Origin of the sequence: Pseudomonas sp. THAF187a (assembly GCF_009363395.1) — a bacterium.
GTDB lineage: Bacteria > Pseudomonadota > Gammaproteobacteria > Pseudomonadales > Pseudomonadaceae > Aquipseudomonas > Aquipseudomonas khazarica.
On the sequence record NZ_CP045349.1, the window covers coordinates 4484871 to 4508448 of the forward strand.

General features: G+C 66.4%; 26 protein-coding genes and 1 riboswitch. Of the genes, 9 read left to right on the plus strand and 17 right to left on the minus strand.

The genetic code is table 11. The annotated features are described in order from the left end of the window. Positions 1-24: 24 nt before the first annotated feature. The 6 genes from nusB to nrdR form a co-directional block, all read right to left on the minus strand. Positions 25-504, minus strand: a complete 480-nt coding sequence (nusB, locus tag FIV02_RS20880) for a transcription antitermination factor NusB (protein ID WP_152489692.1) — start codon at positions 502-504, stop codon at positions 25-27. Beyond that, positions 501-977 carry a 6,7-dimethyl-8-ribityllumazine synthase gene (ribE, locus tag FIV02_RS20885; protein ID WP_012019761.1) on the minus strand — a complete coding sequence of 159 codons (477 nt, stop codon included), beginning with the start codon at positions 975-977 and terminating at the stop codon, positions 501-503. Before ribE ends, nusB begins: the two co-directional genes overlap by 4 nt. Before the next feature lie 259 nt (positions 978-1236). Beyond that, positions 1237-2316 (minus strand): bifunctional 3,4-dihydroxy-2-butanone-4-phosphate synthase/GTP cyclohydrolase II, encoded by a 1080-nt coding sequence (ribBA, locus tag FIV02_RS20890; protein WP_037055800.1) that lies wholly within the window; start codon positions 2314-2316, stop codon positions 1237-1239. An 11-nt stretch (positions 2317-2327) separates the two neighbouring features. Next, positions 2328-2990 carry a riboflavin synthase gene (locus FIV02_RS20895; RefSeq protein ID WP_037055799.1) on the minus strand — a complete coding sequence of 221 codons (663 nt, stop codon included), beginning with the start codon at positions 2988-2990 and terminating at the stop codon, positions 2328-2330. Between the two features lie 126 nt (positions 2991-3116). Next, a riboswitch (FMN riboswitch) is annotated at positions 3117-3271 on the minus strand. Positions 3272-3421: 150 nt separating this feature from the next. After that, on the minus strand, positions 3422-4540 hold the full coding sequence (gene ribD / locus FIV02_RS20900) for a bifunctional diaminohydroxyphosphoribosylaminopyrimidine deaminase/5-amino-6-(5-phosphoribosylamino)uracil reductase RibD (protein ID WP_037055797.1): 1119 nt from the start codon (positions 4538-4540) through the stop codon (positions 3422-3424). After that, on the minus strand, positions 4540-5004 hold the full coding sequence (nrdR, locus tag FIV02_RS20905) for a transcriptional regulator NrdR (RefSeq protein ID WP_037055795.1): 465 nt from the start codon (positions 5002-5004) through the stop codon (positions 4540-4542). The genes ribD and nrdR overlap by 1 nt, the downstream gene beginning before the upstream one ends. Before the next feature lie 101 nt (positions 5005-5105). On the opposite strand from nrdR, the gene FIV02_RS20910 reads away from it, so the two are divergent. The 3 genes from FIV02_RS20910 to trxA are packed head-to-tail and all read left to right on the plus strand — an operon-like array spanning position 5106 to position 7123. Then, positions 5106-5540 (plus strand): hypothetical protein, encoded by a 435-nt coding sequence (locus tag FIV02_RS20910; RefSeq protein ID WP_150606705.1) that lies wholly within the window; start codon positions 5106-5108, stop codon positions 5538-5540. Then, positions 5537-6196, plus strand: coding sequence for a methyltransferase (locus tag FIV02_RS20915; protein ID WP_152489693.1), 660 nt, complete (start codon positions 5537-5539; stop codon positions 6194-6196). The genes FIV02_RS20910 and FIV02_RS20915 overlap by 4 nt, the downstream gene beginning before the upstream one ends. A 54-nt stretch (positions 6197-6250) precedes the next feature. Further along, a complete protein-coding gene (gene trxA, locus FIV02_RS20920) occupies positions 6251-7123 on the plus strand; it encodes a thioredoxin (protein ID WP_152489694.1) in 873 nt (290 codons plus the stop codon). Positions 7124-7195: 72 nt separating this feature from the next. On the opposite strand, the gene FIV02_RS20925 is transcribed toward trxA, so the two are convergent. Then, positions 7196-7543, minus strand: a complete 348-nt coding sequence (locus tag FIV02_RS20925) for a hypothetical protein (protein ID WP_152489695.1) — start codon at positions 7541-7543, stop codon at positions 7196-7198. Positions 7544-7656: 113 nt separating this feature from the next. Here FIV02_RS20925 and FIV02_RS20930 point away from each other — a divergent pair, with 113 nt between their 5' ends. From FIV02_RS20930 to FIV02_RS20945, 4 genes are all read left to right on the plus strand, one after another. Then, positions 7657-8238, plus strand: a complete 582-nt coding sequence (locus FIV02_RS20930; RefSeq protein ID WP_152489696.1) for a DUF2796 domain-containing protein — start codon at positions 7657-7659, stop codon at positions 8236-8238. A 111-nt stretch (positions 8239-8349) separates the two neighbouring features. Then, positions 8350-9057, plus strand: a complete 708-nt coding sequence (locus FIV02_RS20935; RefSeq protein WP_047584881.1) for an ABC transporter ATP-binding protein — start codon at positions 8350-8352, stop codon at positions 9055-9057. 1 nt (position 9058) lies between these two features. Further along, positions 9059-10324, plus strand: coding sequence for an ABC transporter permease (locus tag FIV02_RS20940; RefSeq protein WP_152489697.1), 1266 nt, complete (start codon positions 9059-9061; stop codon positions 10322-10324). Positions 10325-10382: 58 nt separating this feature from the next. After that, positions 10383-10904: a DUF3299 domain-containing protein gene (locus FIV02_RS20945; protein WP_152489698.1), complete on the plus strand. Its 522-nt coding sequence runs from the start codon at positions 10383-10385 to the stop codon at positions 10902-10904. Positions 10905-11009: 105 nt separating this feature from the next. On the opposite strand, the gene FIV02_RS20950 is transcribed toward FIV02_RS20945, so the two are convergent. The 6 genes from FIV02_RS20950 to FIV02_RS20975 are packed head-to-tail and all read right to left on the minus strand — an operon-like array spanning position 11010 to position 15875. Then, positions 11010-12107 carry a tetratricopeptide repeat protein gene (locus FIV02_RS20950; protein ID WP_152489699.1) on the minus strand — a complete coding sequence of 366 codons (1098 nt, stop codon included), beginning with the start codon at positions 12105-12107 and terminating at the stop codon, positions 11010-11012. A 2-nt stretch (positions 12108-12109) separates the two neighbouring features. Then, entirely contained in the window at positions 12110-12793 is a 684-nt protein-coding gene (locus FIV02_RS20955) for an energy transducer TonB (protein ID WP_037055761.1), read from the minus strand. Then, positions 12793-13203 (minus strand): biopolymer transporter ExbD, encoded by a 411-nt coding sequence (locus tag FIV02_RS20960; protein WP_152489700.1) that lies wholly within the window; start codon positions 13201-13203, stop codon positions 12793-12795. The genes FIV02_RS20955 and FIV02_RS20960 overlap by 1 nt, the downstream gene beginning before the upstream one ends. Before the next feature lie 11 nt (positions 13204-13214). Then, complete coding sequence (locus FIV02_RS20965) at positions 13215-13763, minus strand: MotA/TolQ/ExbB proton channel family protein (protein ID WP_037055760.1); 549 nt, start codon at positions 13761-13763, stop codon at positions 13215-13217. Further along, positions 13756-15105, minus strand: coding sequence for a MotA/TolQ/ExbB proton channel family protein (locus FIV02_RS20970; RefSeq protein WP_152489701.1), 1350 nt, complete (start codon positions 15103-15105; stop codon positions 13756-13758). The genes FIV02_RS20965 and FIV02_RS20970 overlap by 8 nt, the downstream gene beginning before the upstream one ends. Beyond that, positions 15102-15875: a DUF3450 domain-containing protein gene (locus FIV02_RS20975; RefSeq protein ID WP_047584896.1), complete on the minus strand. Its 774-nt coding sequence runs from the start codon at positions 15873-15875 to the stop codon at positions 15102-15104. Before FIV02_RS20975 ends, FIV02_RS20970 begins: the two co-directional genes overlap by 4 nt. A 193-nt stretch (positions 15876-16068) precedes the next feature. Here FIV02_RS20975 and FIV02_RS20980 point away from each other — a divergent pair, with 193 nt between their 5' ends. Then, entirely contained in the window at positions 16069-16761 is a 693-nt protein-coding gene (locus tag FIV02_RS20980) for an OmpW family protein (protein WP_037055756.1), read from the plus strand. A 54-nt stretch (positions 16762-16815) separates the two neighbouring features. On the opposite strand, the gene FIV02_RS20985 is transcribed toward FIV02_RS20980, so the two are convergent. From FIV02_RS20985 to FIV02_RS21000, 4 genes are read right to left on the minus strand one after another with little or no spacing between them, the layout of a single operon-like run. Continuing rightward, the gene (locus FIV02_RS20985; RefSeq protein ID WP_037055754.1) at positions 16816-17739 is read right to left on the minus strand and encodes an NAD-dependent epimerase/dehydratase family protein; all 924 of its coding nucleotides are present in this window, start codon (positions 17737-17739) and stop codon (positions 16816-16818) included. Next, positions 17732-18616 carry a sugar nucleotide-binding protein gene (locus FIV02_RS20990; protein ID WP_134675805.1) on the minus strand — a complete coding sequence of 295 codons (885 nt, stop codon included), beginning with the start codon at positions 18614-18616 and terminating at the stop codon, positions 17732-17734. The genes FIV02_RS20985 and FIV02_RS20990 overlap by 8 nt, the downstream gene beginning before the upstream one ends. Positions 18617-18635: 19 nt before the next feature. Further along, positions 18636-19127: a single-stranded DNA-binding protein gene (locus FIV02_RS20995; RefSeq protein ID WP_037055750.1), complete on the minus strand. Its 492-nt coding sequence runs from the start codon at positions 19125-19127 to the stop codon at positions 18636-18638. Positions 19128-19136: 9 nt separating this feature from the next. Beyond that, positions 19137-20531 carry an MFS transporter gene (locus FIV02_RS21000; protein ID WP_152489702.1) on the minus strand — a complete coding sequence of 465 codons (1395 nt, stop codon included), beginning with the start codon at positions 20529-20531 and terminating at the stop codon, positions 19137-19139. 134 nt (positions 20532-20665) lie between these two features. Between FIV02_RS21000 and uvrA the strand changes: the two genes are divergently transcribed. Next, positions 20666-23527 carry an excinuclease ABC subunit UvrA gene (uvrA, locus tag FIV02_RS21005; RefSeq protein WP_152489703.1) on the plus strand — a complete coding sequence of 954 codons (2862 nt, stop codon included), beginning with the start codon at positions 20666-20668 and terminating at the stop codon, positions 23525-23527. Positions 23528-23578 lie beyond the last annotated feature (51 nt).

A 23578-nucleotide genomic window follows, 5' to 3' on the forward strand; every position in this document is an offset into this window, starting at 1 on the left:
CCCGAGCTACTGCCAGCGTCATGATCAGCGCTTGTTGGCGTTGACTTCGGCGGCACGCAGCTTGGGTGCGAGCTTGTCGAGGATGCCGTTGACGAACTTGTGCCCGTCGGTGGCACCGAACACCTTGGCCAGCTCGATCCCCTCGTTGATCACCACCTTGTAGGGGACGTCAACGCGGTTCTTCAGCTCGTAGGTGGACAGCCGCAGGATGGCCAGTTCGACCGGATCGATGTCTTCCAGCGGGCGGTCGAGCAGGGGCGTGAAGGCCTCGTCCAGTTCGGTCTTCTGCCGCGGCACGCCGTGCAGGATCTCGTGGAAGTAGGCGCCATCGACCTTGCTGAAGTCGTTGTCGACGCGAAACTGCGCTTCGATCTCGTTCAGCGGCTGCCCGGCGATATGCCAGGAGTACAGGGCCTGCATGGCCAGGGTACGAGCCTCGCGACGCGCGAGGATCTTGCCGCTCGGCCCCTTCTTGGCCGGCTGGCCGTTACCGGAATTGCTCACTTGGCCTCCAACTGCGCCAGCAGGCTGACCATTTCCAGGGCAGACAGCGCAGCTTCGGCACCCTTGTTACCCGCCTTGGTGCCGGAACGTTCGATGGCTTGTTCGATGGAGTCGACGGTCAGCACGCCGAAGGCGACCGGCACGCCGTATTCCATGGAAACCTGGGCCAGACCCTTGGTGCACTCGCCGGCAACGTATTCGAAGTGCGGAGTACCGCCACGGATCACCGCGCCAAGGGCGATGATGGCCGCGTACTCGCCACGCTGGGCGACCTTCTGGGTGACCAGCGGGATCTCGAAGGCACCCGGTGCGCGGATGATGGTGATGTCGCTCTCGCTCACGCCGTGGCGGACCAGGGCATCGATGGCGCCGCTAACCAGGCTCTCGACGACGAAGCTGTTGAAACGGCCTACCACCAGGGCGTATTTGCCCTTGGGGGCGATGAAGGTACCTTCGATGGTCTTCAGGGTCATGACAGGTCTCACATGGGTTAAAGAGCCGGAGCGTCGTGCGCTCCGAAAACGAATTCGTTGATCAGCGTAGCCCGGATGCCATCCGGAGCCAGTGTGCCGATGTCCCCGGATTGCATCCGGGCTACCAGTCTTAGCTCCCCTCTCCACTCATGGGAGAGGGGCTGTGGGAGAGCACATGCTGTGCAGCCCTCTCCCGCCCTGCGGGCACCCTCCCCCCAGAGGGAGAGGTTCATCGGATGCGGCGCTGTCGAGCCGCTTCTTATTTAGCCGGCAGGTATTCTACAACCTCGAGATCGAAGCCGGATATCGCGTTGAACTTCATCGGTGAGCTCATCAGGCGCATCTTGCGCACACCGAGATCACGCAGGATCTGCGAACCGGCACCCACGGTGCTGTAGGTCGCCGGATTGGCAGGCTGCTGGCGGCTGATCAGCGCCAGCAGTTCCGGCCCGGTCATCGGGTTGCCCAGCAGCAGCACCACACCGCTACCAGCCTTGGCGACCTCGGCCATGGCCGCGCGCATGCTCCAGCGCCCCGGCTGATTGACCATGAACAGGTCACGCAGCGGGTCCATGTTGTGCACCCGCACCAGGGTCGGTTCCTCGGCACAGATGGTGCCCAGGGTCAGCGCCATGTGCGCGGTGTTCTCCACGCCATCGCGGTAGGTCACCAGGTTGAACTGACCCAGCTCGGTGTCCAGCGGTTGCTCGCTGATGCGCTCGACGGTGCGCTCGTGGATCAGGCGATAGTGGATCAGGTCGGCGATGGTGCCGATCTTGAGACCGTGCTCCTCGGCGAACTTCTCCAGCTCCGGACGACGCGCCATGGTGCCGTCTTCGTTCATGATTTCGCAGATCACGCCGCTCGGCTCGAACCCGCCCATGCGCGCCAGGTCGCAGGCCGCCTCGGTGTGGCCGGCACGCGCCAGCACCCCACCGGGCTGCGCCATCAGCGGGAAGATGTGACCGGGGCTGACGATGTCCTCGGCCACGGCGCTACGGGCCACCGCGGCCTGCACGGTGCGAGCGCGGTCGGCTGCGGAGATGCCGGTGGTCACGCCTTCGGCGGCCTCGATGGAGACGGTGAACTTGGTGCCGAAACCGGAACCGTTGCGCGGTGCCATCAGCGGCAGGTTGAGCAACTCGCAGCGCTCGCGGGTCATCGGCATGCAGATCAGGCCACGGGCGAAGCGGGCCATGAAGTTGATGTGCTCGGCCGTGACGCACTCGGAGGCGATGATGATGTCGCCTTCGTTCTCGCGGTCCTCGTCATCCATGAGGATGACCATCTTGCCGGCGCGGATGTCTTCGATCAGTTCTTCAGCGGTATTCAGGGCCATGGTGGCGCATCTCACTTGTTCAGGTAGCCGTGTTCGGCGAGAAAGCTTTCGGTCAGGCCCGAGGCCTTGGGTTCGGCGGCCTTGTCGCCGAGCAGCAGGCGCTCCAGGTAACGCGCCAGCAGGTCCACCTCGAGGTTGACCTTACGCCCGGCCTGGTAGTCGACCATGATGGTCTCGGCCAGGGTATGCGGGACGATGGTCAGCTCGAACTCGGCACCGTCGACCGCGTTGACGGTCAGGCTGGTGCCGTCGACGGTGATCGAGCCCTTGTGCGCGATGTACTTGGCCAGCTCGCGCGGCGCGCGCACCTTGAACTGCACGGCGCGGGCGTTATCGGCACGGGCAACGATCTCGCCGACACCGTCGACATGACCGCTGACCAGATGCCCGCCAAGGCGGCTGGTAGGCGTCAGCGCCTTTTCCAGGTTGACGGCGCTGCCGGGCTTCAGGTCGACGAAGGCGGTACGCGCCAGGGTCTCGCGGCTGACGTCGGCCCAGAAGCCGTCGCCAGGGAGTTCCACGGCGGTCAGGCAGACGCCGTTGACGGCGATGCTGTCGCCGAGCTTGACGTCGCCGAGGTCGAGCTTGCCGGTGGCCACGTAGACGCGCACGTCGCCGCCCTTGGGCGTCATGGCGCGGATGCTGCCGATGGCTTCGATTATGCCGGTGAACATGCGCCCTCCGGTTTCACGTTGAAGATGGTGCTGAACAGCATGGACGAACTCCTGTTTTGGTCAAAAACAGGGCAATGCCGATCGATAGGGATTTCGCGGACACGCACGAGGCGCCCGTGGAGGGAATCCCGCTCTCTCTTTATCCGGACTATACCGTCGGCCCCGGAATCGCACCGGGTCTGCTGGACCTCGCACGGCAGGTGCCGTGGCGAGCGCTCGCGGGCTAGGTTCTGCGAACCATTACCGCCGGTGGGGAATTGCGCCCCGCCCTGAGAACGTTGCGGCCAAGCGAATGGCCGCGTGGCGTTTTACCATAACGAAGCCGCTGCCGGCTACAGAGTGCCCGCTCGTGGACGCCCACGCGCTGCCCAGGCAGGCCCCACACAGGCGCCGAGCGCGCATTCCAGCCAGGCGTGGAACGGGCTCGCCGCCTAAGGCTGGCGCTCGGGAACAGCCGTGACCTGCCAGTCGTCGCCCACCGCGCGGATATCCAGGATCTTCAACTGCGGCGCCTCGGCCATACGGTTGAGCGGCAGCTCGAGCAGCGGGCGCGCACTGGAGCCCAGCAACTTGGGGGCCATGAAGATGCGGTACTCATCCACCAGCCCGGCCCGCGCGAAGGCGCCGGCGAGACGCGGCCCGGCCTCGACCAGGACCTCGTTGACACCGCGCGCCGCCAGCTCCAGCAACAGCTTGCGCAGGTCGACATGACCATTGCTGCCGGGCACGGCCAGCAGCTCATGCCCTTCGGCGAGATAACGATCGCGTGCGGTGGCGGCGGCGCAGGTCGCCACCAGCGCCGGGCCGACCTGGAAGAATGCCTTGCTCAGCGGCACCCGCAGACGCCCGTCGACCAGCACGCGCAGCGGCGGACGACGCTGCGCCAGCGCCGTCAGCTCCGCGCCCAGGCCCAGTTCGTCGGGGCGTACGGTCAGCCGCGCGTCATCGGCCAGCAGCGTATCGGCGCCGCTCAGCACCACGCTGGCCTGCGCGCGCAGGCGCTGCACCTCGGCGCGCGCCGACGGCCCGGTGATCCACTGGCTCTCGCCACTGGCCATGGCCGTGCGCCCGTCCAGACTCATCGCCAGCTTGACCCGAACGAACGGCAAGCCCTGCTCCATGCGTTTGATGAAGCCGGCATTCAGCGCCCGCGCCTCGCTCTCCAGCACACCGCAACTGACCGCGATACCCGCCTCGGCCAGACGCCGCAGACCGTTGCCTGCCACTTGCGGGTTGGGGTCCTGCATGGCCGCCACGACCCGGCCGACGCCAGCGGCGATCAGCCCGTCGGCGCAGGGCGGCGTGCGCCCATGGTGGCTGCAGGGTTCCAGGGTGACGTAGGCCGTGGCACCGCGCGCCTTGTCGCCGGCTTGGCGCAACGCGTGTACCTCGGCGTGGGGCTCACCGGCACGGGCATGCCAGCCCTCGCCGACGATCCGCCCGTCCTGCACGATGACGCAGCCGACCCGTGGGTTGGGATGAGTGGAGTAAAGCCCCTTGCGCGCCAGCTTCAGTGCCCGCGCCATGAACAGATGATCGCGCTCGCTCATCAGCTTTTCGACGGCTCACGAGCCAGACGCTCGATTTCTTCGCGGAACTCGTTGAGGTCCTGGAAGCGTCGATAGACCGACGCGAAGCGGATGTAGGCCACCTCGTCGAGCTTGCTCAGCTCGCTCATCACCAGCTCGCCGAGCACCAGCGACTTCACTTCGCGCTCGCCGGTGGCACGCAGCTGCTGCTTGATACGGGCGATGGCCTCTTCCAGCCGCTCGACGCTGACCGGACGCTTCTCCAGCGCACGCTGCATGCCGGCACGCAGCTTCTCCTCGTCGAACGGCTGCCGGCTGCCGTCCTGCTTGATCAGGCGCGGCATCACCAGTTCGGCGGTTTCGAAGGTGGTAAAGCGCTCACCGCAGGCCACGCATTCGCGACGGCGGCGAACCTGGTCGCCCTCGGCGACCAGACGGGAATCGATGACCTTGGTGTCGTTGGCATCACAGAACGGACAGTGCATGGCAGGCGCGGGCTGATGGCGGCAAAGGCGCCATGGTAGCGCATAGAGGCAGCAAGACAAATTAAGCTATAGGGGCGCCCGCACGAGATATCGAGGATGTGATGACCCGCTACCGCAACCCCTTTGTTCTGGCCCTGAGCGGCCTGCTGGTCGCTTGCGCCAGCGAGCAGCCGGCAGTGCCGGTCCCCGCCCCCGAGACGGACGCGCCTCCCGCCAGCGTCGCCACGCCAACACCCGCCCTGCGCGGGCAGCTGCTGGGCGTCGCTCAGGGTGCCGATGTGGAGCTGGCGCTGCTGGCCATCGACCTCAGCGGGCGGCCGAGCGCACTGCTCGGGCAGGCGCACCTGCGGGGCGACGGCCAGGCGCTGCCGTTCCACCTGCCGCTGAACGTCGTGCCGCCCAGCCAGACGCAGCGCGTGGAACTGCGTGGCCGCGTCAGCCAGGCCGGGCGCCTGGTGCAGCGCCTGCCGGCACGCGCCATCACCCACCTGCACGACCAGGACCTCGGCCCCCTGCACCTGGTACCGGCGCCATGAACGCCCCACAGGCTTTGCAACAGGCCCTCGGCGAACTGCTCGGCGACGCCCGCCTGGTCGCCGAAACGCTGCCCGGCAGCGAGATCGCCCTGTGGCTGATCGATGCCAGCAACATGGACCGAGCCTTCAACGCCGAAGAGACCCGGCGCATCCTCGAGGAACCGCCCTACTGGTGTTTCTGCTGGGCCAGCGGCCTGGTGCTGGCGCGCTGGCTGGCCGAACGCCCCGAGTGGGTGCGCGGCAAGCGCGTGCTGGACTTTGGCGCCGGCTCAGGCGTCGCCGCCATCGCGGCGGCCAAGGCCGGGGCTGAGGAGGTGGTGGCCTGCGACCTCCACCCGCTGGCGCTGGCCGCCTGCCGCGCCAACGCCGCGCTCAACGGGGTGACGCTCAGCTACTCGACGGACTTCTTCGCCGAAGCGGATCGCTTCGACCTGATCCTGGTCGCCGACGTACTCTACGACCGCGCCAACCTGCCACTGCTCGATCATTTCCTCAGTCGCGGGCACCAGGCCCTGGTGGCCGATTCACGGGTCAAGGACTTCCAGCACCCGCTCTATCGCCGCCTGGCGCTGCTCGATGGCTGTACCTGGCCGGATCTGGCCGAGCCCGCCGAGTTCCGCGAGGTCAGCCTGTACCACGCGACCCGCCCCTTGTAACCGGGCCTCACCGCCCGCATTAATAGACCATTGCCTGCCCTTGCGAGACCGAACATGAGCGACTCCCCTTACATCTTCGACATTTCCGGCGCTGCCAGCTTCGAGCAACTGGTCATCGAGAACTCCTTCCACAAGCCGGTGCTGGTGGACTTCTGGGCCGAGTGGTGCGCGCCCTGCAAGGCGCTGATGCCGATGCTGGCGAAGATCACCGAGGAATATGCCGGCGAGTTGCTGCTGGCCAAGGTCAACTGCGATATCGAGCAGGACATCGTCATGCGCTTCGGTATCCGCAGCCTGCCGACCGTGGTGCTGTTCAAGGACGGCCAGCCGGTGGACGGCTTCGCCGGTGCCCAGCCGGAAGCGGCGATTCGGGAAATGCTCAAGCCGCACGTGGCCGAGCCGGCGCCCGCCGCCGCCGACCCCATGGAGGCCGCCCAGGCGCTGTTCAGCGAGGGCCGTTTCGCCGAGACCGAGGCCCTGCTCAAGCAGGTGCTGACCGAGGACAACGAACATGCTGCCGCCCTGATTCTCTACGCCCGCTGCCTGGCCGAACGCGGTGAGCTGGGTGAAGCCGAAGCCGTGCTCAATGCCGTGAAAGGCGACGAGCACAAGCAGGCTCTGGCAGGCGCCAAGGCCCAGCTGACCTTCCTGCGCCAGGCTGCCGACCTGCCGGAAGTCGCCACCCTGAAGAGCCGCCTGGCACAGAACGCGGAGGACGACGAAGCGGTGTACCAGCTGGCGGTGCAGCAACTGGCCCGCCAGCAGTACGAGGCCGCGCTGGACGCCCTGCTCAGGCTGTTCGTGCGCAACCGCAGCTACCAGGACGGCCTGCCGCACAAGACCCTGCTACAGGTGTTCGACCTGCTCGGCGGCGACCATCCGCTGGTCACCGCCTACCGCCGCAAGCTGTACCAGGCGATCTACTGAGAGCAGCTGCAAGCGGCAAGTCTCAAGCTGCAAGCGGAATCAGGAGCCATACGTCTTCTTGCAGCTTGTAGCTTACCGCTGCTCCTGCCAGTGATAGATCGGCGCATCCGCGCCGGTCTCCATGCGAATCTGCTCGCAGTGGCGCAGGCGTACCAGCAAGCGCTTGCCCGCGGCCTCGCCCCCTGCCAGCGCCGCCAACTGCGCCAGCAACCTCGGTCCTTCGACCTGCCCGGCATCGCGCACCAGTTGCAATGCGGTCTGCCACAGGGCGTCCGCCGCTTCGACCGGGGCGGCTAACGGCCCCTCAGCGGCGACGGGCGCGACGGCGACACGCTGCGCCAGCTGCGCCCAGTCCTCGGCATCCAGCTCCAGCGTCAGGTCCACTGGCCAATCCCCGATCCGCCCACGGATACGCACCATACTCACCCTCCCATTCGAAGCCGCCATGCTCCCATGACGACGACAGGCTGGCCAGCCGAGCAATAAAGTTGTTATAACGTAACAACTTTATTGCCCTCACGCCGGAGACTCCCATGCGCCACCTGTTGCTCGCCCTGCCCTTCGCCCTGCTGCCCCTGGTCGCCGCCCAGGCCCACGAGCATGACCATGACGAACACGCCCATGACAGCCTGGGCGCCCATGAACATGGTGTCGCCAGTCTGAATGTGGCACTGGACGGCAACCTGCTGGAGCTGCAGCTGGAAAGCCCGGCCATGAACCTGGTCGGTTTCGAGCATGCCGCCAAGAGCGAGGCCGACAAAGCCAAGGTCGCGGCGACCAAGCGTGAGCTGGAACAGCCCATCGGCCTGTTCGCCCTGGCCAGCGGTGACTGCAAGACCCGCGAGGTGGAACTGGAAAGCCCGCTGTTCGGCGACGCGGACCACGAGCACGAGCACGAGCACGAGCACGAGCATCATGAGCATGAAGGCGAGCACAGCGATATCCAGGCCTTCTATCGCTTCGAATGCGCCAGCAGCGCCAAACTGCAGCAACTGGATCTCAGCGAACTGTTCAAGCGTTTCCCCGCGACCGAGAAGATTCAGGTACAACTGATCGGCCCGAACGGCCAGCAAGGGATGCAACTGACACCGGCACAACCGCGCCTGAGTTTCTGACGCCACGTCCCGTTGCAGGAGCGAGCCCTGTTCGCCGCGCCGTTGCCATTGGCCCGTTCGAGCGCACGGCTCGCTCCTCGCTGAGCGCATTTTCCCGACACGCAGCAGACCATGACCCAACCTCTGATCGAACTCGCCAACCTCGGCTTCGCCTGGCCCGGACAGGCGCAGTTGCTGGACATCCCCGACTTCACCCTGGCGCGCGGTGAAACCCTGTTCCTCAAAGGCCCGAGCGGCAGCGGCAAGACCACGCTGCTCGGCCTGCTCGGCGGCGTGCAGCGCGCCCAGAGCGGTCACATCCGCCTGCTGGGACAGGACCTCGCACAGCTCTCCGCGGCCGCGCGCGACCGTTTCCGCGTCGACCACACCGGCTACATCTTCCAGCAGTTCAACCTGCTGCCGTTTCTTTCGGTACGCGAAAACGTCGAGCTGCCCTGTCGCTTCTCGCGCCAGCGCGCCGAACGCGCGCAGCAGCGCCACGGCAGCATCGATGCGGCCGCCACGGCACTGCTCGAACACCTGGGCCTGCGCGCCGAGCTGCTCGGGCGTCGTGCTGACGAGCTGTCGATCGGCCAGCAGCAACGCGTCGCGGCGGCCCGTGCCCTGATCGGCCAGCCGGAGCTGGTCATCGCCGATGAACCCACCTCGGCGCTGGACTTCGACGCCCGCGAAGCCTTTCTCCAGCTGCTGTTCGCCGAATGCCGCGCCGCAGGCGCCAGCCTGTTGTTCGTCAGCCATGACCAGAGCCTGGCCGCGCTGTTCGACCGCAATGTCTCGCTGAGCGAGCTGAACCGCGCCGCCAAGCCCGTCGAGGTCTGAGATGCACCTGATTCGTATCGCCCTGGCCAGCCTGGCCAACCGCCGCTTCACCGCCCTGCTCACGGTGTTCGCCATCGCCCTGTCGGTCTGCCTGCTGCTGGCTGTCGAGCGCGTACGCACCGAGGCCCGCGCCAGCTTCGCCAGCACCATCAGCGGTACCGACCTGATCGTCGGCGCCCGTTCCGGCAGCGTGAACCTGCTGCTGTACTCGGTATTCCGCATCGGCAACGCCACCAACAACATCCGCTGGGACAGCTTCGAGCACTTCGCCAATCATCGCCAGGTGAAATGGGCCATCCCCATTTCCCTCGGCGACTCACACCGGGGCTACCGGGTGATGGGCACCAGCGGCGCCTATTTCGACCACTACCGCTATGCCCGCAGCCAGTCGTTGCGGCTGGCCCAGGGCCGCACCTTCGCCGACGATCCGTTCGAGGTGGTACTGGGCGCCGAAGTGGCACAAGCGCTGGGCTACGGCCTCGGCGAGAAGATCGTGCTGGCCCATGGCGTCGCCACCATCAGCCTGGTCAAGCACGATGACAAGCCCTTCACCGTGGTCGGCATCCTCGAGCGGACCGGCACCCCCGTCGACCGCACCCTGCACATCTCGCTGGCGGGCATGGAGGCCTTGCACGTCGACTGGCAGAACGGCATGCCGGCCCGTGGCGATGCGCGAGTGAGTGCCGATCAGGCACGCGCCATGGACCTGCAACCCAAGCAGATCACCGCCTTCATGCTCGGCCTCAACAGCAAGATCGCCACCTTCAGCCTGCAACGCGAGATCAACGAGTTCCGTGGCGAGCCGATGCTGGCGATCCTGCCCGGGGTGGCGCTGCAAGAGCTGTGGAGCCTGATGGGCACCGCCGAGCAGGCACTGTTCGTGGTGTCGCTGTTCGTCGTGCTGACCGGTCTGATCGGCATGCTCACGGCGATTCTCACCAGCCTCAACGAACGTCGCCGGGAGATGGCCATTCTGCGCTCGGTCGGCGCCCGCCCCTGGCATATCGCCAGCCTGCTGGTGCTGGAGGCCTTCGCCCTGGCCCTCGCCGGCGTGCTGTTCGGTCTCGCCCTGCTGTACCTGGGCATCGCCCTCGCTCAGGGCCATGTGCAGGCCAACTACGGCCTGTACCTGGCACTGAGCGCTCCAACGGGCTACGAATGGAAATTGCTCGGGGGCATCCTCCTCGCCGCCCTGCTGATGGGCAGCGTGCCCGCCTGGCGCGCCTACCGGCAGTCACTGGCCGACGGCCTGTCGATCAGGCTCTGAGGCCAAACAGGGGGCGTCTGGCGTACACTGCGCGGGCGCCCCTGAAACGAGGTTCTTCATGTCCCGCCCCCTGCTCGCCACCCTGCTGCTGACCCTGGCGCTGCCACTGGCCGCCGCCGAGGTGCGCGAACTCACCTGGTCCGAACTGATTCCGCCCAACGCCCCGCCGCAGATTGTCGACCCGGCGCCCATCCACGACCTCTCGCAGTTGGCGGATGCCCTGTCCGAGTCAGGCCCGGCCGCCACGCAGCAGGCACCGGCTGCACCGGTGGTGAAGGAGCTGAATGGGCAGAAGGTCAAGTTGCCAGGCTACATCGTGCCGCTCGACGTCACCGATGAAGGGCGGGTCGTGGAATTCCTGCTGGTGCCTTACTTCGGTGCCTGCATCCACGTACCGCCACCGCCGTCGAACCAGATCGTGCATGTCACCAGTGAGCTCGGCGTGCTGCTCGATGCGCTGTACCAGCCGTTCTGGATCGAGGGACCGATGAAGGTGGAGCACGTCACCAGCGAACTGGCCGAGGTCGGCTACCAGATGGAAGCGGACAAGATCTACGCCTACGAGCTGCCCGACAGTTGATTCGGAGCGGTTGTAGGAGCGGCTTCAGCCGCGATATGAACGGCGGACAGATCCCAGACATGAAAAAGCCAGACATCGCGTCTGGCTTTTTCATGTCCGTCAGCATCAGCCACGACTGGCGACGCGATTGTCTCGTTCGAAGCGCAGCTCGCTTTCTGCCCACTGCCGCCAGGAGCGCACCTTGGACCGCTCGGCGCCGTTGCGCTCGGCACGCGCCAGCGCCTCCAGGCCAGCCTGCCAGCGTGACTGCTCCAGTTCCAGCTGCGCCACGTACAGCCAGTGCTTGCCGTTGCCGCTGCGCTCGGCCAGCGGCCGCAACACACGCACGGCGGCGACGCGGTCACGCGCCTGCCACCAGAACAGCCCCAGGCGCTCCTGACGGGCAGCCGTGTTGGCCAGCAGGCCACTGTCGAGCATGCCCTTGAGCAGCTTCGCGCCCTGCCAGGGCTGGTCGGCAGCGCCTGCCAGCAGTACCAGGTTGTCCAGTTCCGACTCGCTGAAACGCAGGCCCTTGCTGTGCGCCGCACGCAGGGTGGCCAGGGCCTTGTCGTTGCTGCCAGCCATCTGCTGCAGACCAGCCAGCTGGCGCCAACCCTTGGCATCGTCCGGTTTGCGCGCCAGCAACTGGCGCTGCCAGCGCTCGGCCTGGGCATAACGCTTCAGATCGGCATTGGCGCCCACCAGGAACTGCAGCCAGATGTCCGCAGCACGCGGGTTGGCCTGCACGTAGCGCTCGGCCAGCGGCAGCGCCTTGGCTGGCTGGTTCATGCCCTGATAGGCCTGCACCAGCATCTGCAGCACTTCCTCGGAGGCACTGGCCTGGCCCGGCGCCAGCAGCTCGACGACCTTGGCGTAGCGCCGCTCGCCCAGGTTGAGCTTGGCCAGGTTGAGGCGTTCGACGACCAGCATCTCGTCGTCCAGCTTGCCGCTGCGTACCGCCTTGTCCAGCCAGTCGATGGCCTGCGCGTTGTTGCCCGCCGACCAGGCCACATAGGCCTTGCTGCGCCAGATCAGCGCCTCCTCGAGGCTGCCGCCAGACGCCTTGACCGCGTCCAGTGCCTTGCGGGCCGCCGCGTAGTCGCCTTTCTGCTGCGCGACCTGCGCGCTGTTCAGGGCACGGAAAACGGCCGGGTCGACGGTTTGCTGGGCCATGCCGGGCACGGCCGTAGCACTGAGCATCACGAGCAACAACCAACGGTACATGGTCAGCTCCTTTCCAGTCGGAAGTAGAGGGTTTTCACCGCCTCGCGATCCACCGCAAGACCGCCCTCGGTCCGAGGTGCGAAGCGCCAGCGTGCAGCAGCCCGACGCGCTTCGCGCTCGAACACGTTGCGGGGGCTGGCCTCCAGCACGCGGATGTTCTCCACGCTGCCGGCGCGATTGATGGTGAAAGCCAGTTTGACGAAACCTTCGATGCCACGGCGCAGGGCGTGATCCGGGTACTTGGGACGCACGTCGTTGAGCGGCATGACCTCGCTTTCCATACCGCCCATCTGCCCGCCCGACTCGCTGGCATTGCTCGGCGGGGTCGGTGCCGGCGCGCCCGGAGCCAGCCCGGACAGGCTCGGTGCCGGCGCGCTGTTGACGGCGATGCCGCTGGCCAGGCTGGGCAACTGGATGTCCAGTGCCGGCAGGTTGGCATTCGGCGTGGCCGTCTGCGGGGTCGGCGGCGTGGGCGGTTGCGGGGTCTGCGGTTGCGGTGGCTGGGGCGCCTGCTGGCGAGTGCGGCTGGCCGTCTCGCTGGCATTGCCATCCATGCGCACGAAGTTGGCCACGCTGACCGGGTCCTGGCTGACCTTCGCGCTGGGCGGTGCAACCATGTAGAGCATCAGGGCGAACAGCCCCAGGGCCATCAGGCAGGCACCGAGAAACGACAGCGGCAGGCGCATCAGTTGACTCCGCTACCGGCAGCCAGGGCGACGTCCTGCACACCGGCCAGACGCGCCTGATCCATCACCTGGACCACCAGGCCGGTGCGTGCGTCCTGGTCGGCCTGCACCACCACCGCGCCATCCGGCTGGTCGACGCGCATGCGCTCGACGTGCGCACGCACGCTGCGGATGTCCACGGATTGCTTGTCCATCCAGATCTGCCCGTCGGCCGTGACGGCGATGAGGATGTTGCCCTTGTCCTGCGGGCTGGCGGTTTCCGCCTGCGGGCGCTGGACCTCGACCCCGGACTCACGAATGAAGGAGCTGGTGACGATGAAGAAGATCAGCATGATGAAGACCACGTCGAGCATCGGCGTAAGGTCGATGCCGGTGTCTTCGTCCTGCTGGTGGTGGCGACGCATTCTCATGTTGGGCGATCTCAGTCGTGACGCAGCTGGTCGGCCAGCCGCTCGATGGCCTGGCTGGCTTCGCGCTCGAGGCGCGCCAGGCTGAACAATCCGGGAATGGCCAGGACCATGCCGGCCATGGTCGGCAGGGTCGCCTGCCAGACGCCTGCGGCCATGCCGCGCGGGTTACCGGTGCCGTTGAGGGCAAGCACGTCGAACACCGCGATCATGCCCAGCACGGTGCCGAGCAGGCCCAGCAGCGGATACAACGCAACCAGGGTCTTGCCCAGGCGCAATGGCGCCGCCAGCTGCTGGCGCGCCTGCGCCAGCCAGGCCAGGCGCACGGCGCGCTGCCAGTTGCCGTTGTCGTCCGCCAGCACCTGCTGCCAGGCCTCGCGGCGCTCGTGGACCCAGAGCGGGAAGATCCTGCGCATGTACCAGAAGCGCTCGAACACCAGGGTCCAGAACAGGATGCAGAGCACCGCCAGCGCCCACATCACCACGCCACCGGCGCTCATGAAGTCGAGCAGCGCATAGGCGCTGTCGACCGCACGCAGCCAGAAGGCGAACAGATCAGTCACGGCGCGACGCTCCCGACAGGTGCAGGGCGATCAGGCCCGCGCTCTGCTGCTCCAGAACCTGGATCAGCCCCTTGCTGCGGCTGGCCAGCAGGCTGTGCAGGAACAGCAGCGGGATCGCCACCACCAGGCCCAGCACGGTGGTTACCAGTGCCTGGGAAATACCATCGGCCATCAGGCGCGAGTCCCCGCCACCACTCTGGGTGATGGCCTGGAAGGTCACGATCATGCCGGTCACGGTGCCCAGCAGCCCCAGCAGCGGGGCGACGGCGGCCAGCAGCTTGAGCAGGCCCTGGCCTTTCTCCAGCGGCGGCGTTTCCTGGAGGATCGCCTCGTCCAGTTTCAGCTCCAGGGTTTCCAGGTCGGCCAGCTGCGGCTTGGCGCCCAGCACGCCGATCACCCGCCCGAGCGGATTGTCGTCACGCGGCGCGCTGAGGTCATGCATCTGCGCCTTGACGCCACTGCCCACGCGAGCCAGATAGACCATCCGCCACAGCGCCAGCAACAGGCCCAGGCCGCCCAGCACGACGATCACCCAACCCACCAGGCCGCCCTGCTGCAGGCGATCCCACAACGTCGGCTGCTGCTGCAGCTGTGCCAGCAGGCTGCCACGGCTCGGATCGACAGGCAGGGTCGCCAGCGCCTCGGTGCTGCTCAGATAATCCTCGACCTGTCCCAGACCCGATGGCTGACGTGGCGGAGCGACCAGTTGCCCAGCGTCGGCGTCGTAACGCAGGAAGGCATCCTCGCCATAGGCGCCGAAGGTGCCGACACGCAGCACCTGCTGCTCCTGGCGCGAGCCATCGACATTGACCACCGGCAGCGTCACGCGCTCAATGCGGCCACTGGCGGCCAGGTCTTCGAGCAGCAGCATCCAGTAGCTGTCGAGGTCATCGGCGGACGGCAGCGAACGGCTCTCGGCCAATGCCTTGAGACGCTTCAGGCGCTCCGGGTACTGCGCGTTGAGCAGGCTGTCCTGCCATTGACCGGCAACATCCCCGGCGCTCTGGCGAACCACGCCGAACAATTCACCCAGGTGGCCGACACGCTGTGCCAGCAGTTTCTCCTGCTCGGCCAGTTCGGCCTCCTGGCGGTCGAATTCGGCCTTCAGGCGTTCGCTCTCGGCCTTCTGCGCATTCAGCGCGGAACGAGCGCTCGCGAGCAGTTGCGCCTGCTCGCTGCGCTTGGCCAGAAAGGCCTGCTCGCGCTGTTGCATGGCGCTGGCTTCGGCCGCACGCTCGCTGCGAATGCGCTGCAGCAGTTGATCGGGACTCAGGGTTTCGGCCACGGCGGCCAATGCCGGCAACAGGCTGAGCGCCAGTACGGCTACAACACGACGACTCATTGTGCGGCCTCCTCGGCCAGGGTCTTGATCGGCAGGGACAGCACGGCGGGCGCCTGCTGCTGGCGGGCGATGGCGATGGCCTGGGTCAGCGGACGTCGAGCACCGCCGTCGAGCACCTGCCAGGCCTTGGCCTGCGGGTTCCACCAGCCGCTCTCGTGCGCATCCAGGGTCTGGTAATACAGCATGCTGCGGCCAAGACGGAGGAACTCGACGCTGCGCGAGCTGCCGTCGGCCTGGCTCAGCTCGCCGCGCCAGGCTTCCAGGGTGCGGCCATAGTCACTTTCGATCTGATAGGCCTCGAGGATGCGGCGGTACTTGTCGGCCAGGCTGACGTCGGCACGCGGCAGCAGGTCCTTGAGCTGGGCCAGGCGATCCTCACGCTCCTCCGGCAGGAACGGCAGGTCGGCGGCGATGAACTCGCCCAGTACCTCGACCATCCTGACCATCTGCGGGCTCACCGCCTCCTGGGTACGTTCGATGCCGTCGAGCTGCTTCTGGTAGCTGGCCAGCTCCTGGCGCTGGGCGTCGACCAGGTCGCGCAGCTGACTGTTATAACCTTTCAAAGCTTCAGCCTGCTGCAAGGCATTGCGGTACTCATTGAGCATCTCGCGGCTGGCATCATCCAGCTGCTCGACGCGGCCCTGGGAGGCCTTGGCCTCGGCGGCCAGACGCTGGCTTTCGTCCAGCGCGGCATCCAGCGGCGCAGCAGCCAGCGAGCCGCTCGCCAACAACAGGGCGACGGCCAGGGAACGGAGGGGGAAGCGATTCATGCGCAGGGGGTCCTCGACAGACAGGCTTGCTTCAAAAAGAGAAACATTATCATCTAGAGATGCATTCTAAGCAATGGGACAAAGCTCCGTGGCAGAGCCCACCGATCTATTGAGCCAGGTCAAAAAGCGAATTGTTGCTTGGCTTAGCATTGATTCCAGCCAAAGACACAACCGACTCGAACTGGAGCTCGCTATGTACAAGTCACTGTTCACTGCCTCACTGCTGGCCCTCGCCATCGCTGCCCCCGTCGCTCAGGCCCACCAGGCTGGCGACATCATCGTTCGTGCCGGTGCCATCACCGTCAATCCGGACGCTGACTCCTCCAGCGTCAAGGTCGACCGTGGCGGCCTCGCCGGTACCGACCTCGGCGGCAAGGCGACCATGAGCAGTGACACTCAGCTGGGTCTGAACTTCGCCTATATGCTCACCGACAACCTGGGCATTGAGCTGCTGGCGGCCACACCGTTCGAGCACGACGTGAAGATCAAGGGCACCGTCCTCGATGCCGCCAATGGCAAGCTGGGCACCCTCAAGCACCTGCCGCCGACCCTGAGCCTGGTGTACTACCCGCTTGACGCCAAGTCGGCCTTCCAGCCCTATCTCGGTGCCGGTATCAACTACACCTGGATCTTCGACGAACATGTCGGCAGCGACGCCAGCGCCAACGGCTTCGACAACTTCCGCGCCAAGAACTCCTGGGGCCTGGCCTGGCAGGTGGGCGCCGACTACATGCTGACCGACAGCCTGATGATCAACGCCCAGGTTCGCTACATCGATATCGACACCACCGCCTACGTCGATAACACCGCGCTTGGCGTACGGGCCAAGGTGGACGTGGACGTCGACCCCTTCGTCTACATGGTGGGTCTGGGTTACAAGTTCTGATAACCCCGGGCAAAAGAAAAAGCCGGCTTTCGCCGGCTTTTTCTTTTCCTCTGCTCAGAGCCCGAGCAACAGTCGCAGCCCTTCGCGCAAGGGCGTCTGCTCCGGCATGGCATAGTGCGCCTGCAGGCGCGAATTGTCGGCCCGCGAATGGCGGATATCGCCAGCCCGTGCCGGCAGGTGCGTCACCTGTGGCAGGCCGCCGTACAGCGTGCCGATCTCGGCCAGCAGCTGGTTGAGGCTGACCGCCTGGCTCCAGCCGACGTTGACCGGTTCGAGCACTGCCTGCTGGTTGAGCAGGCCCTGCATCAGCAACGCGACCAGATCGCCCACATAGAAGAAATCGCGCGTCTGCTCGCCATCGCCGAAGACGCTGATCGGCAGGCCCTGCTGCGCACGCTGGGTAAAGATGCTGATCACCCCGGAATACGGCGAGGACGGATCCTGGCGCGGTCCGAAGATATTGAAGAAACGAAACACCGCCGGCTCCAGGCCATGCTGGCGGCGATAGAAATCGAGGTAATGCTCGCCGGCCAGCTTGTCCGAGGCGTAGGGCGTCAACGGCGCCTTGGCGGTGGCTTCGTCGATCGCCACCCCCTCGCCATTGTTGCCGTAGATGGCCGCGCTGGAGGCGTAGACGACACGCCGCACGCCCTGCTGGCGCATGGCCTCGCAGACGTTCAGGGTACCGATGAAATTGCTCTGGTGCGTCGCGACAGGGTCATCCACCGAGGCCTGTACCGAGGCCACCGCCGCCAGGTGCGCAACACCTGCACAGCCGGCGACGGCTTCGGCGACGATCTGCGCGTCGGCCACGTCGCCCTCGATGAAGCGCAGGCGCGGGTTGTCCAGCGGCAGGTTGCTGCGCTTGCCCATGGACAGGTTGTCCAGCACGCGCACGTCATGACCGGCCGCGAGCAGTGCGTCGACCAGATTCGAGCCGATGAAGCCGGCCCCGCCCGTTACGAGAAATTCAGCCATGGCGATAGTAGCGATCCAGTAGGTTGGACAGACCCGCACGCCAGGCGCGCGGCTTGATACCGAAAGTGTGAAGAATCTTCTTGCAGGCCAGTACCGCATGCTGCGGTTCATCGGCGGCATCCGGGCGAGCGGCATGGGCTTGCGCCGATACGTCCTCGACCAGGTTGCTGCGGTAGTTGCGCGCCTCCGTCAGCACCGCCTGCCCCAGGCTCAGCGACGTGCTCGCCTCGTGCCCGCCATAGTGGTAGGTGCCCCACAGCGGCGACTCGCAATCGAGCTGCTTGAGCACGGCGAGAATCACCCGCGCGGCGTCGTCCACCGGCGTCGGGTTGCCGCGCCGATCATCGGCCAGGAACAAGGCGTCGTCACGCTCGGCACGCAGCAGGAAACGCCCCAGGCGGCCCTCGCGACTGTCATCGAGCAGCCAGCCGAAGCGCAGCAGCACATGCCGCGGGCAGATCGCCCGCACGCTCTGCTCCAGGCGCCACAGGGCCTGGCCGCGCACACCGAGGGGGATGGGTTCTTCCTTCTCGCTGTAGGCCGTCACCCGCGAGCCGTCGAACACCCTATAGCTGGAAGGCTGCAAGAGAACGATGGAATGGTGCTGGCACAGCTCGGCCAGACGCTCCACCGCACGCTCCTGGGTCGCCAGGCGCGACTCGGCGACCGACTCGGCCTGGAACCAGTCGAAGTAGTAAGCCAGGTTGATCAGCGCGTCAGGACGCGTGTCGTCGAGCAGGTCGGTCAGGCTCGCGGCATCCCAACCGTTCTCCGGCGGCCTGGGCGCGAGGAAGCCAATGTCCTCCTCGGCACCCAGACGGATCAGCGCTTGCCCCAGGGCACTGCCGCCGCCCAGCAGCATCAGGCGCATTCGCATAGGCTAGAGCCCGCTCCGCTTAGAACGGGATATCGTCGTCGAAGCTGTCGTAGTCAGGCGCCGGCTGGGCCTGCTGCGGAGCCGGACGCTCCTGACGCGGGGCCTGCTGCGGCTCACGCTGAGGTGCCGGACGCGACTGGCGCGGTGCGCCGCTGTCGTCACCGCTCGGACGACCGCCGAGCAGCTGCATGGTGCCCTGCATGTCGACGATGATTTCGGTGGTGTAACGCTTGATACCGTCCTTTTCCCACTCGCGGGTCTGCAGCTTGCCCTCGATGTACACCTGCGAACCCTTGCGCAGGTATTCGCCGGCGATCTCGGCGACCTTGCCGAACAGGGCAACGCGGTGCCACTCGGTCTTCTCGACCTTCTGACCGGTCTGCTTGTCGGTCCACTGCTCGCTGGTGGCCAGGCTCAGGTTGGTGACCGCATTGCCGCTGGGCAGGTAGCGTGTTTCCGGGTCCTGGCCGCAGGTGCCGACCAGAATGACTTTGTTAACCCCACGGGCCATAACGTTCTCCTAGACTCGGCACGCCACTGGTGCCGATGCGATCAGGCGCTCCAGAGACGTGCGATCCACTTGTTGGGTATCGACTTTGATATAGATGGCCGCTTCATCGGCCACCACCACGGCGTCCGCCACTCCCGGCGTCGCCTTGAGGCGTTCGACCAGTTCGACATCGGCCAGTGCCGCGGCATCGAGCGGCAGGCGCAAACTGGTCACGTACGGCGGTTCGCGCATAGTAACAGCAATGGCCAGCCAAATCGCACAGAGCACTGCACAGCCGATGAACACCCCGCCCAGGCCGACATGCTGGTACAGCCAGCCACCGAGAATGCCGCCCAGCGCCGCGCCGAGGAACTGGCTGGTGGAATAGACCCCCATCGCCGTCCCCTTGCCACCGGCCGGCGCCACCTTGCTGACCAGCGACGGCAGTGACGCCTCGAGCAGGTTGAACGCGGTGAAGAACACCATGATGCCCAGCACCAGCGCACGCAAGCTGTGGCCGAACAGGGCGAAATAGAGCTCGCAGGCCAGCAGGACGCTGACGGCGCCGAGCAGCACGCGTTTCATCTGGCGTTTCTTCTCGCCATAGATGATGAACGGCACCATGCCGAAGAAGCCGATCAGCAGCGCGGTCAGGTAGACCCACCAGTGCTCCTCCTTGACCAGCCCGCCCTCTTCCACCAGCGCCAGCGGCAGCGCGACGAAACTGGCCATGAGCACCGCATGCAGCGCCAGGATGGCGAAGTCCAGGCGCAGCAGGTCGCCATGCTTCAGGGTCGGCCATAGCGCCTGGGCGGCCACGCCGGACTCGCGATGCTGCAGCGGCCCGGCATCCCTGGGCACCACGCCGGCGACGATCAGGATGCCCAGCAACGCCATGCCCGCCGTCGCCCAGAACAAGCCGGACAGACCGAACGCGCGGGTCAGCAGCGGACCGACCACCATGGCCACGGCGAACGACAGACCGATGCTCATGCCGATCATGGCCATGGCCTTGGTGCGGTGCTGCTCGCGGGTCAGGTCGGACAGCAGCGCCATCACCGCCGCCGAAATGGCGCCCGCGCCCTGCAGCACGCGCCCGGCGATCACGCCCCAGATGGAATCGGCGTTGGCCGCCACCAGGCTGCCGGCGACGAAGATCAGCAGGCCCACATAGATCACCGGGCGCCGCCCGATGCGGTCGCTGATGATGCCGAACGGAATCTGCAGCACGGCCTGGGTCAGACCGTAGGCGCCAATCGCCAGCCCGATGAGTGCCGGTGTACTGCCGGCCAGATCCATGCCGTAGGTGGCCAGCACCGGCAACACCATGAACATGCCCAGCATACGAAACGCGAAGACCATCGCCAGGCCACCGGCCGCGCGGGTCTCGCTACTGCTCATGCGCTCGCTGTGCGGATCGTGCATCGAATCAATCCCGAGGAAATCAGCCGGCGATTCTAGCAGCCGCCGCCGTTTCGGCACAGGCACACACTTTGCCGCAGCCTAGGCGCAAGCCCTATACTTGACCGTTTTCCGCCCGCCCAGCGAGGCCGTTGTAAGTGGACAAAATCCTGATCCGTGGGGCCCGCACCCACAATCTGAAGAATATCGACCTGACCCTGCCGCGCGACAAGCTGATCGTGATCACCGGCCTGTCCGGCTCCGGCAAGTCCTCCCTGGCGTTCGACACGCTCTACGCCGAGGGCCAGCGCCGCTACGTCGAGTCGCTGTCGGCCTATGCCCGGCAGTTCCTGTCGATGATGGAGAAGCCTGACGTCGACACCATCGAGGGGTTGTCCCCGGCGATTTCCATCGAGCAGAAATCCACCTCGCACAACCCGCGTTCGACCGTCGGCACCATCACCGAGATCTACGACTACCTGCGCCTGCTCTACGCCCGCGTCGGCACCCCACGCTGCCCGGACCATGACGTGCCGCTGGAGGCGCAGACCGTCAGCCAGATGGTCGATCAGGTGCTGGCCCTGCCGGAAGGGCGCAAGCTGATGCTGCTGGCCCCGGTGATCCGCGAACGCAAGGGCGAGCACCTCTCGGTGTTCGAGGAGCTGCGCGCGCAGGGTTTCGTCCGCGCCCGGATCAACGGCAAGCTGCATGAGCTGGACGAGTTGCCCAAGCTGGACAAGCAGAAGAAGCACTCCATCGACGTGGTGGTCGACCGCTTCAAGGTGCGCGAAGACCTGCAGCAGCGCCTGGCGGAGTCCTTCGAGACCGCCCTCGGCCTGGCCGACGGCATCGCCCTGGTGGCGCCCCTCCCAGCCGAAGGCGACAAAGAGCAGGGCGAGGAAGGCGACGAGATCATCTTCTCCGCACGCTTCGCCTGCCCGCACTGCGGCCATTCGATCAGCGAGCTGGAACCCAAGCTGTTCTCCTTCAACAACCCCGCTGGCGCCTGCCCCACCTGCGACGGCCTGGGGGTGAAGCAGTTCTTCGACACCAAACGCCTGGTCAACGGCGAGCTGACCCTCGCCGAAGGCGCCATTCGCGGCTGGGACCGCCGCAACGTCTACTACTTCCAGATGCTCGGCTCGCTCTCGAGCCACTACGGCTTCAGCCTGGAAGAACCGTTCGACGAGCTGGCGGCCGAGCACCAGAAGGTGATCCTGTTCGGCAGCGGCACGCAGAGCGTCGACTTCAAGTACCTCAACGACCGTGGCGACATCGTCAAGCGCTCGCACCCCTTCGAGGGCATCATCCCCAACCTCGAACGCCGCTACCGCGAAACCGAGTCGGCCAGCGTGCGCGAAGAGCTGGCCAAGTTCCTCAGCACCCAGCCCTGCCCGGATTGCCGTGGCACCCGCCTGCGCCGCGAGGCACGCCACGTCTGGGTCGGCGAGAAGACCCTGCCGGCGGTCACCGGCCTGCCGGTGGGCGATGCCTGCGACTACTTCGGCGAGCTGCACCTGAGCGGACGACGCGGCGAGATCGCCGAGAAGATCCTCAAGGAGATTCGCGAGCGCCTGCAGTTCCTGGTCAATGTCGGCCTCGACTACCTGACCCTCGACCGCAGCGCCGACACCCTCTCCGGCGGCGAGGCGCAGCGCATCCGCCTGGCCAGCCAGATCGGCGCCGGCCTGGTCGGCGTCATGTACATCCTCGACGAGCCGTCCATCGGCCTGCACCAGCGCGACAACGAGCGCCTGCTGGCCACCCTCACCCACCTGCGCAACCTGGGCAACACGGTGATCGTGGTCGAACACGACGAGGACGCCATTCGCCTGGCCGACTACGTGGTGGACATCGGCCCGGGCGCCGGCGTGCACGGTGGGCGGATCGTCTCCCAGGGCACACCGGACCAGGTGATGGCCGACCCCGAGTCGCTGACCGGCAGCTACCTGTCCGGGCGCAAGAAGATCCAGTACCCGGCGACCCGCACCCCGCGCGACAAGAAGAAGTCGCTGAAACTCAAGGGGGCGCGCGGCAACAACCTGCGCAAGGTCGACCTGGAGATTCCGGTCGGCCTGCTCACCTGCGTCACCGGTGTCTCCGGCTCGGGCAAGTCGACGCTGATCAACAACACCCTGTTCCCGATCACCGCTACCGCGCTGAATGGCGCCACCAGCCTGGAAGCCGCGCCGCATGACTCGTTCGACGGCCTGCAGCACCTGGACAAGGTGGTGGACATCGACCAGAGCCCGATCGGCCGTACGCCACGCTCCAACCCGGCGACCTATACCGGCCTGTTCACGCCGATCCGCGAACTCTTCGCCGGCGTGCCGGAGTCGCGCTCGCGCGGCTACGGGCCGGGGCGCTTCTCCTTCAACGTCAAGGGCGGGCGCTGCGAAGCCTGCCAGGGCGACGGCGTGATCAAGGTGGAGATGCACTTCCTGCCGGATATCTACGTGCCGTGCGACGTATGCAAGGGCAAGCGCTACAACCGCGAAACCCTGGAAGTGAAGTACAAGGGCAAGAGCATCACCGAAGTGCTCGACATGACCATCGAGGACGCCCGCGCCTTCTTCGACGCCGTGCCGGCGATCGCCCGCAAGCTGCAGACCCTGATGGACGTCGGCCTCTCGTACATCAAGCTGGGCCAGAGCGCGACCACGCTGTCCGGCGGCGAGGCGCAGCGGGTCAAGCTGAGCCGCGAGTTGTCCAAGCGCGACACGGGCAAGACCCTGTACATCCTCGACGAGCCGACCACCGGCTTGCACTTCGCCGACATCCAGCAACTGCTGGACGTGCTGCATCGCCTGCGCGACCACGGCAACACCGTGGTGGTCATCGAACACAACCTGGACGTGATCAAGACCGCCGACTGGCTGGTCGATCTCGGTCCGGAGGGTGGCTCCAAGGGCGGCATGATCATCGCGACCGGCACCCCCGAAGAGGTGGCGGCGAACCCGGTATCGCATACCGGGCACTTCCTCAAGCCACTGCTGGAAAGAGACAGCGACAAGCGATAGGCCGCAAGCGGCAAGCCAGAGCGGAAACAAAAAGCCAGAGCATTAGCTCTG

Coding starts and splice junctions, on each gene's coding strand:
- ribE (WP_012019761.1), bottom strand. CDS start 977: ATGACCCTGAAGACCATCGAAGGTACCTTCATCGCCCCCAAGGGCAAA.
- ribBA (WP_037055800.1), bottom strand. CDS start 2,316: ATGGCCCTGAATACCGCTGAAGAACTGATCGAAGACATCCGCGCCGGC.
- FIV02_RS20895 (WP_037055799.1), bottom strand. CDS start 2,990: ATGTTCACCGGCATAATCGAAGCCATCGGCAGCATCCGCGCCATGACG.
- ribD (WP_037055797.1), bottom strand. CDS start 4,540: ATGAGCGAGCGCGATCATCTGTTCATGGCGCGGGCACTGAAGCTGGCG.
- nrdR (WP_037055795.1), bottom strand. CDS start 5,004: ATGCACTGTCCGTTCTGTGATGCCAACGACACCAAGGTCATCGATTCC.
- FIV02_RS20910 (WP_150606705.1), top strand. CDS start 5,106: ATGACCCGCTACCGCAACCCCTTTGTTCTGGCCCTGAGCGGCCTGCTG.
- FIV02_RS20915 (WP_152489693.1), top strand. CDS start 5,537: ATGAACGCCCCACAGGCTTTGCAACAGGCCCTCGGCGAACTGCTCGGC.
- trxA (WP_152489694.1), top strand. CDS start 6,251: ATGAGCGACTCCCCTTACATCTTCGACATTTCCGGCGCTGCCAGCTTC.
- FIV02_RS20925 (WP_152489695.1), bottom strand. CDS start 7,543: ATGGTGCGTATCCGTGGGCGGATCGGGGATTGGCCAGTGGACCTGACG.
- FIV02_RS20930 (WP_152489696.1), top strand. CDS start 7,657: ATGCGCCACCTGTTGCTCGCCCTGCCCTTCGCCCTGCTGCCCCTGGTC.
- FIV02_RS20935 (WP_047584881.1), top strand. CDS start 8,350: ATGACCCAACCTCTGATCGAACTCGCCAACCTCGGCTTCGCCTGGCCC.
- FIV02_RS20940 (WP_152489697.1), top strand. CDS start 9,059: ATGCACCTGATTCGTATCGCCCTGGCCAGCCTGGCCAACCGCCGCTTC.
- FIV02_RS20945 (WP_152489698.1), top strand. CDS start 10,383: ATGTCCCGCCCCCTGCTCGCCACCCTGCTGCTGACCCTGGCGCTGCCA.
- FIV02_RS20950 (WP_152489699.1), bottom strand. CDS start 12,107: ATGTACCGTTGGTTGTTGCTCGTGATGCTCAGTGCTACGGCCGTGCCC.
- FIV02_RS20955 (WP_037055761.1), bottom strand. CDS start 12,793: ATGCGCCTGCCGCTGTCGTTTCTCGGTGCCTGCCTGATGGCCCTGGGG.
- FIV02_RS20960 (WP_152489700.1), bottom strand. CDS start 13,203: ATGAGAATGCGTCGCCACCACCAGCAGGACGAAGACACCGGCATCGAC.
- FIV02_RS20970 (WP_152489701.1), bottom strand. CDS start 15,105: ATGAGTCGTCGTGTTGTAGCCGTACTGGCGCTCAGCCTGTTGCCGGCA.
- FIV02_RS20975 (WP_047584896.1), bottom strand. CDS start 15,875: ATGAATCGCTTCCCCCTCCGTTCCCTGGCCGTCGCCCTGTTGTTGGCG.
- FIV02_RS20980 (WP_037055756.1), top strand. CDS start 16,069: ATGTACAAGTCACTGTTCACTGCCTCACTGCTGGCCCTCGCCATCGCT.
- FIV02_RS20985 (WP_037055754.1), bottom strand. CDS start 17,739: ATGGCTGAATTTCTCGTAACGGGCGGGGCCGGCTTCATCGGCTCGAAT.
- FIV02_RS20990 (WP_134675805.1), bottom strand. CDS start 18,616: ATGCGAATGCGCCTGATGCTGCTGGGCGGCGGCAGTGCCCTGGGGCAA.
- FIV02_RS20995 (WP_037055750.1), bottom strand. CDS start 19,127: ATGGCCCGTGGGGTTAACAAAGTCATTCTGGTCGGCACCTGCGGCCAG.
- FIV02_RS21000 (WP_152489702.1), bottom strand. CDS start 20,531: ATGCACGATCCGCACAGCGAGCGCATGAGCAGTAGCGAGACCCGCGCG.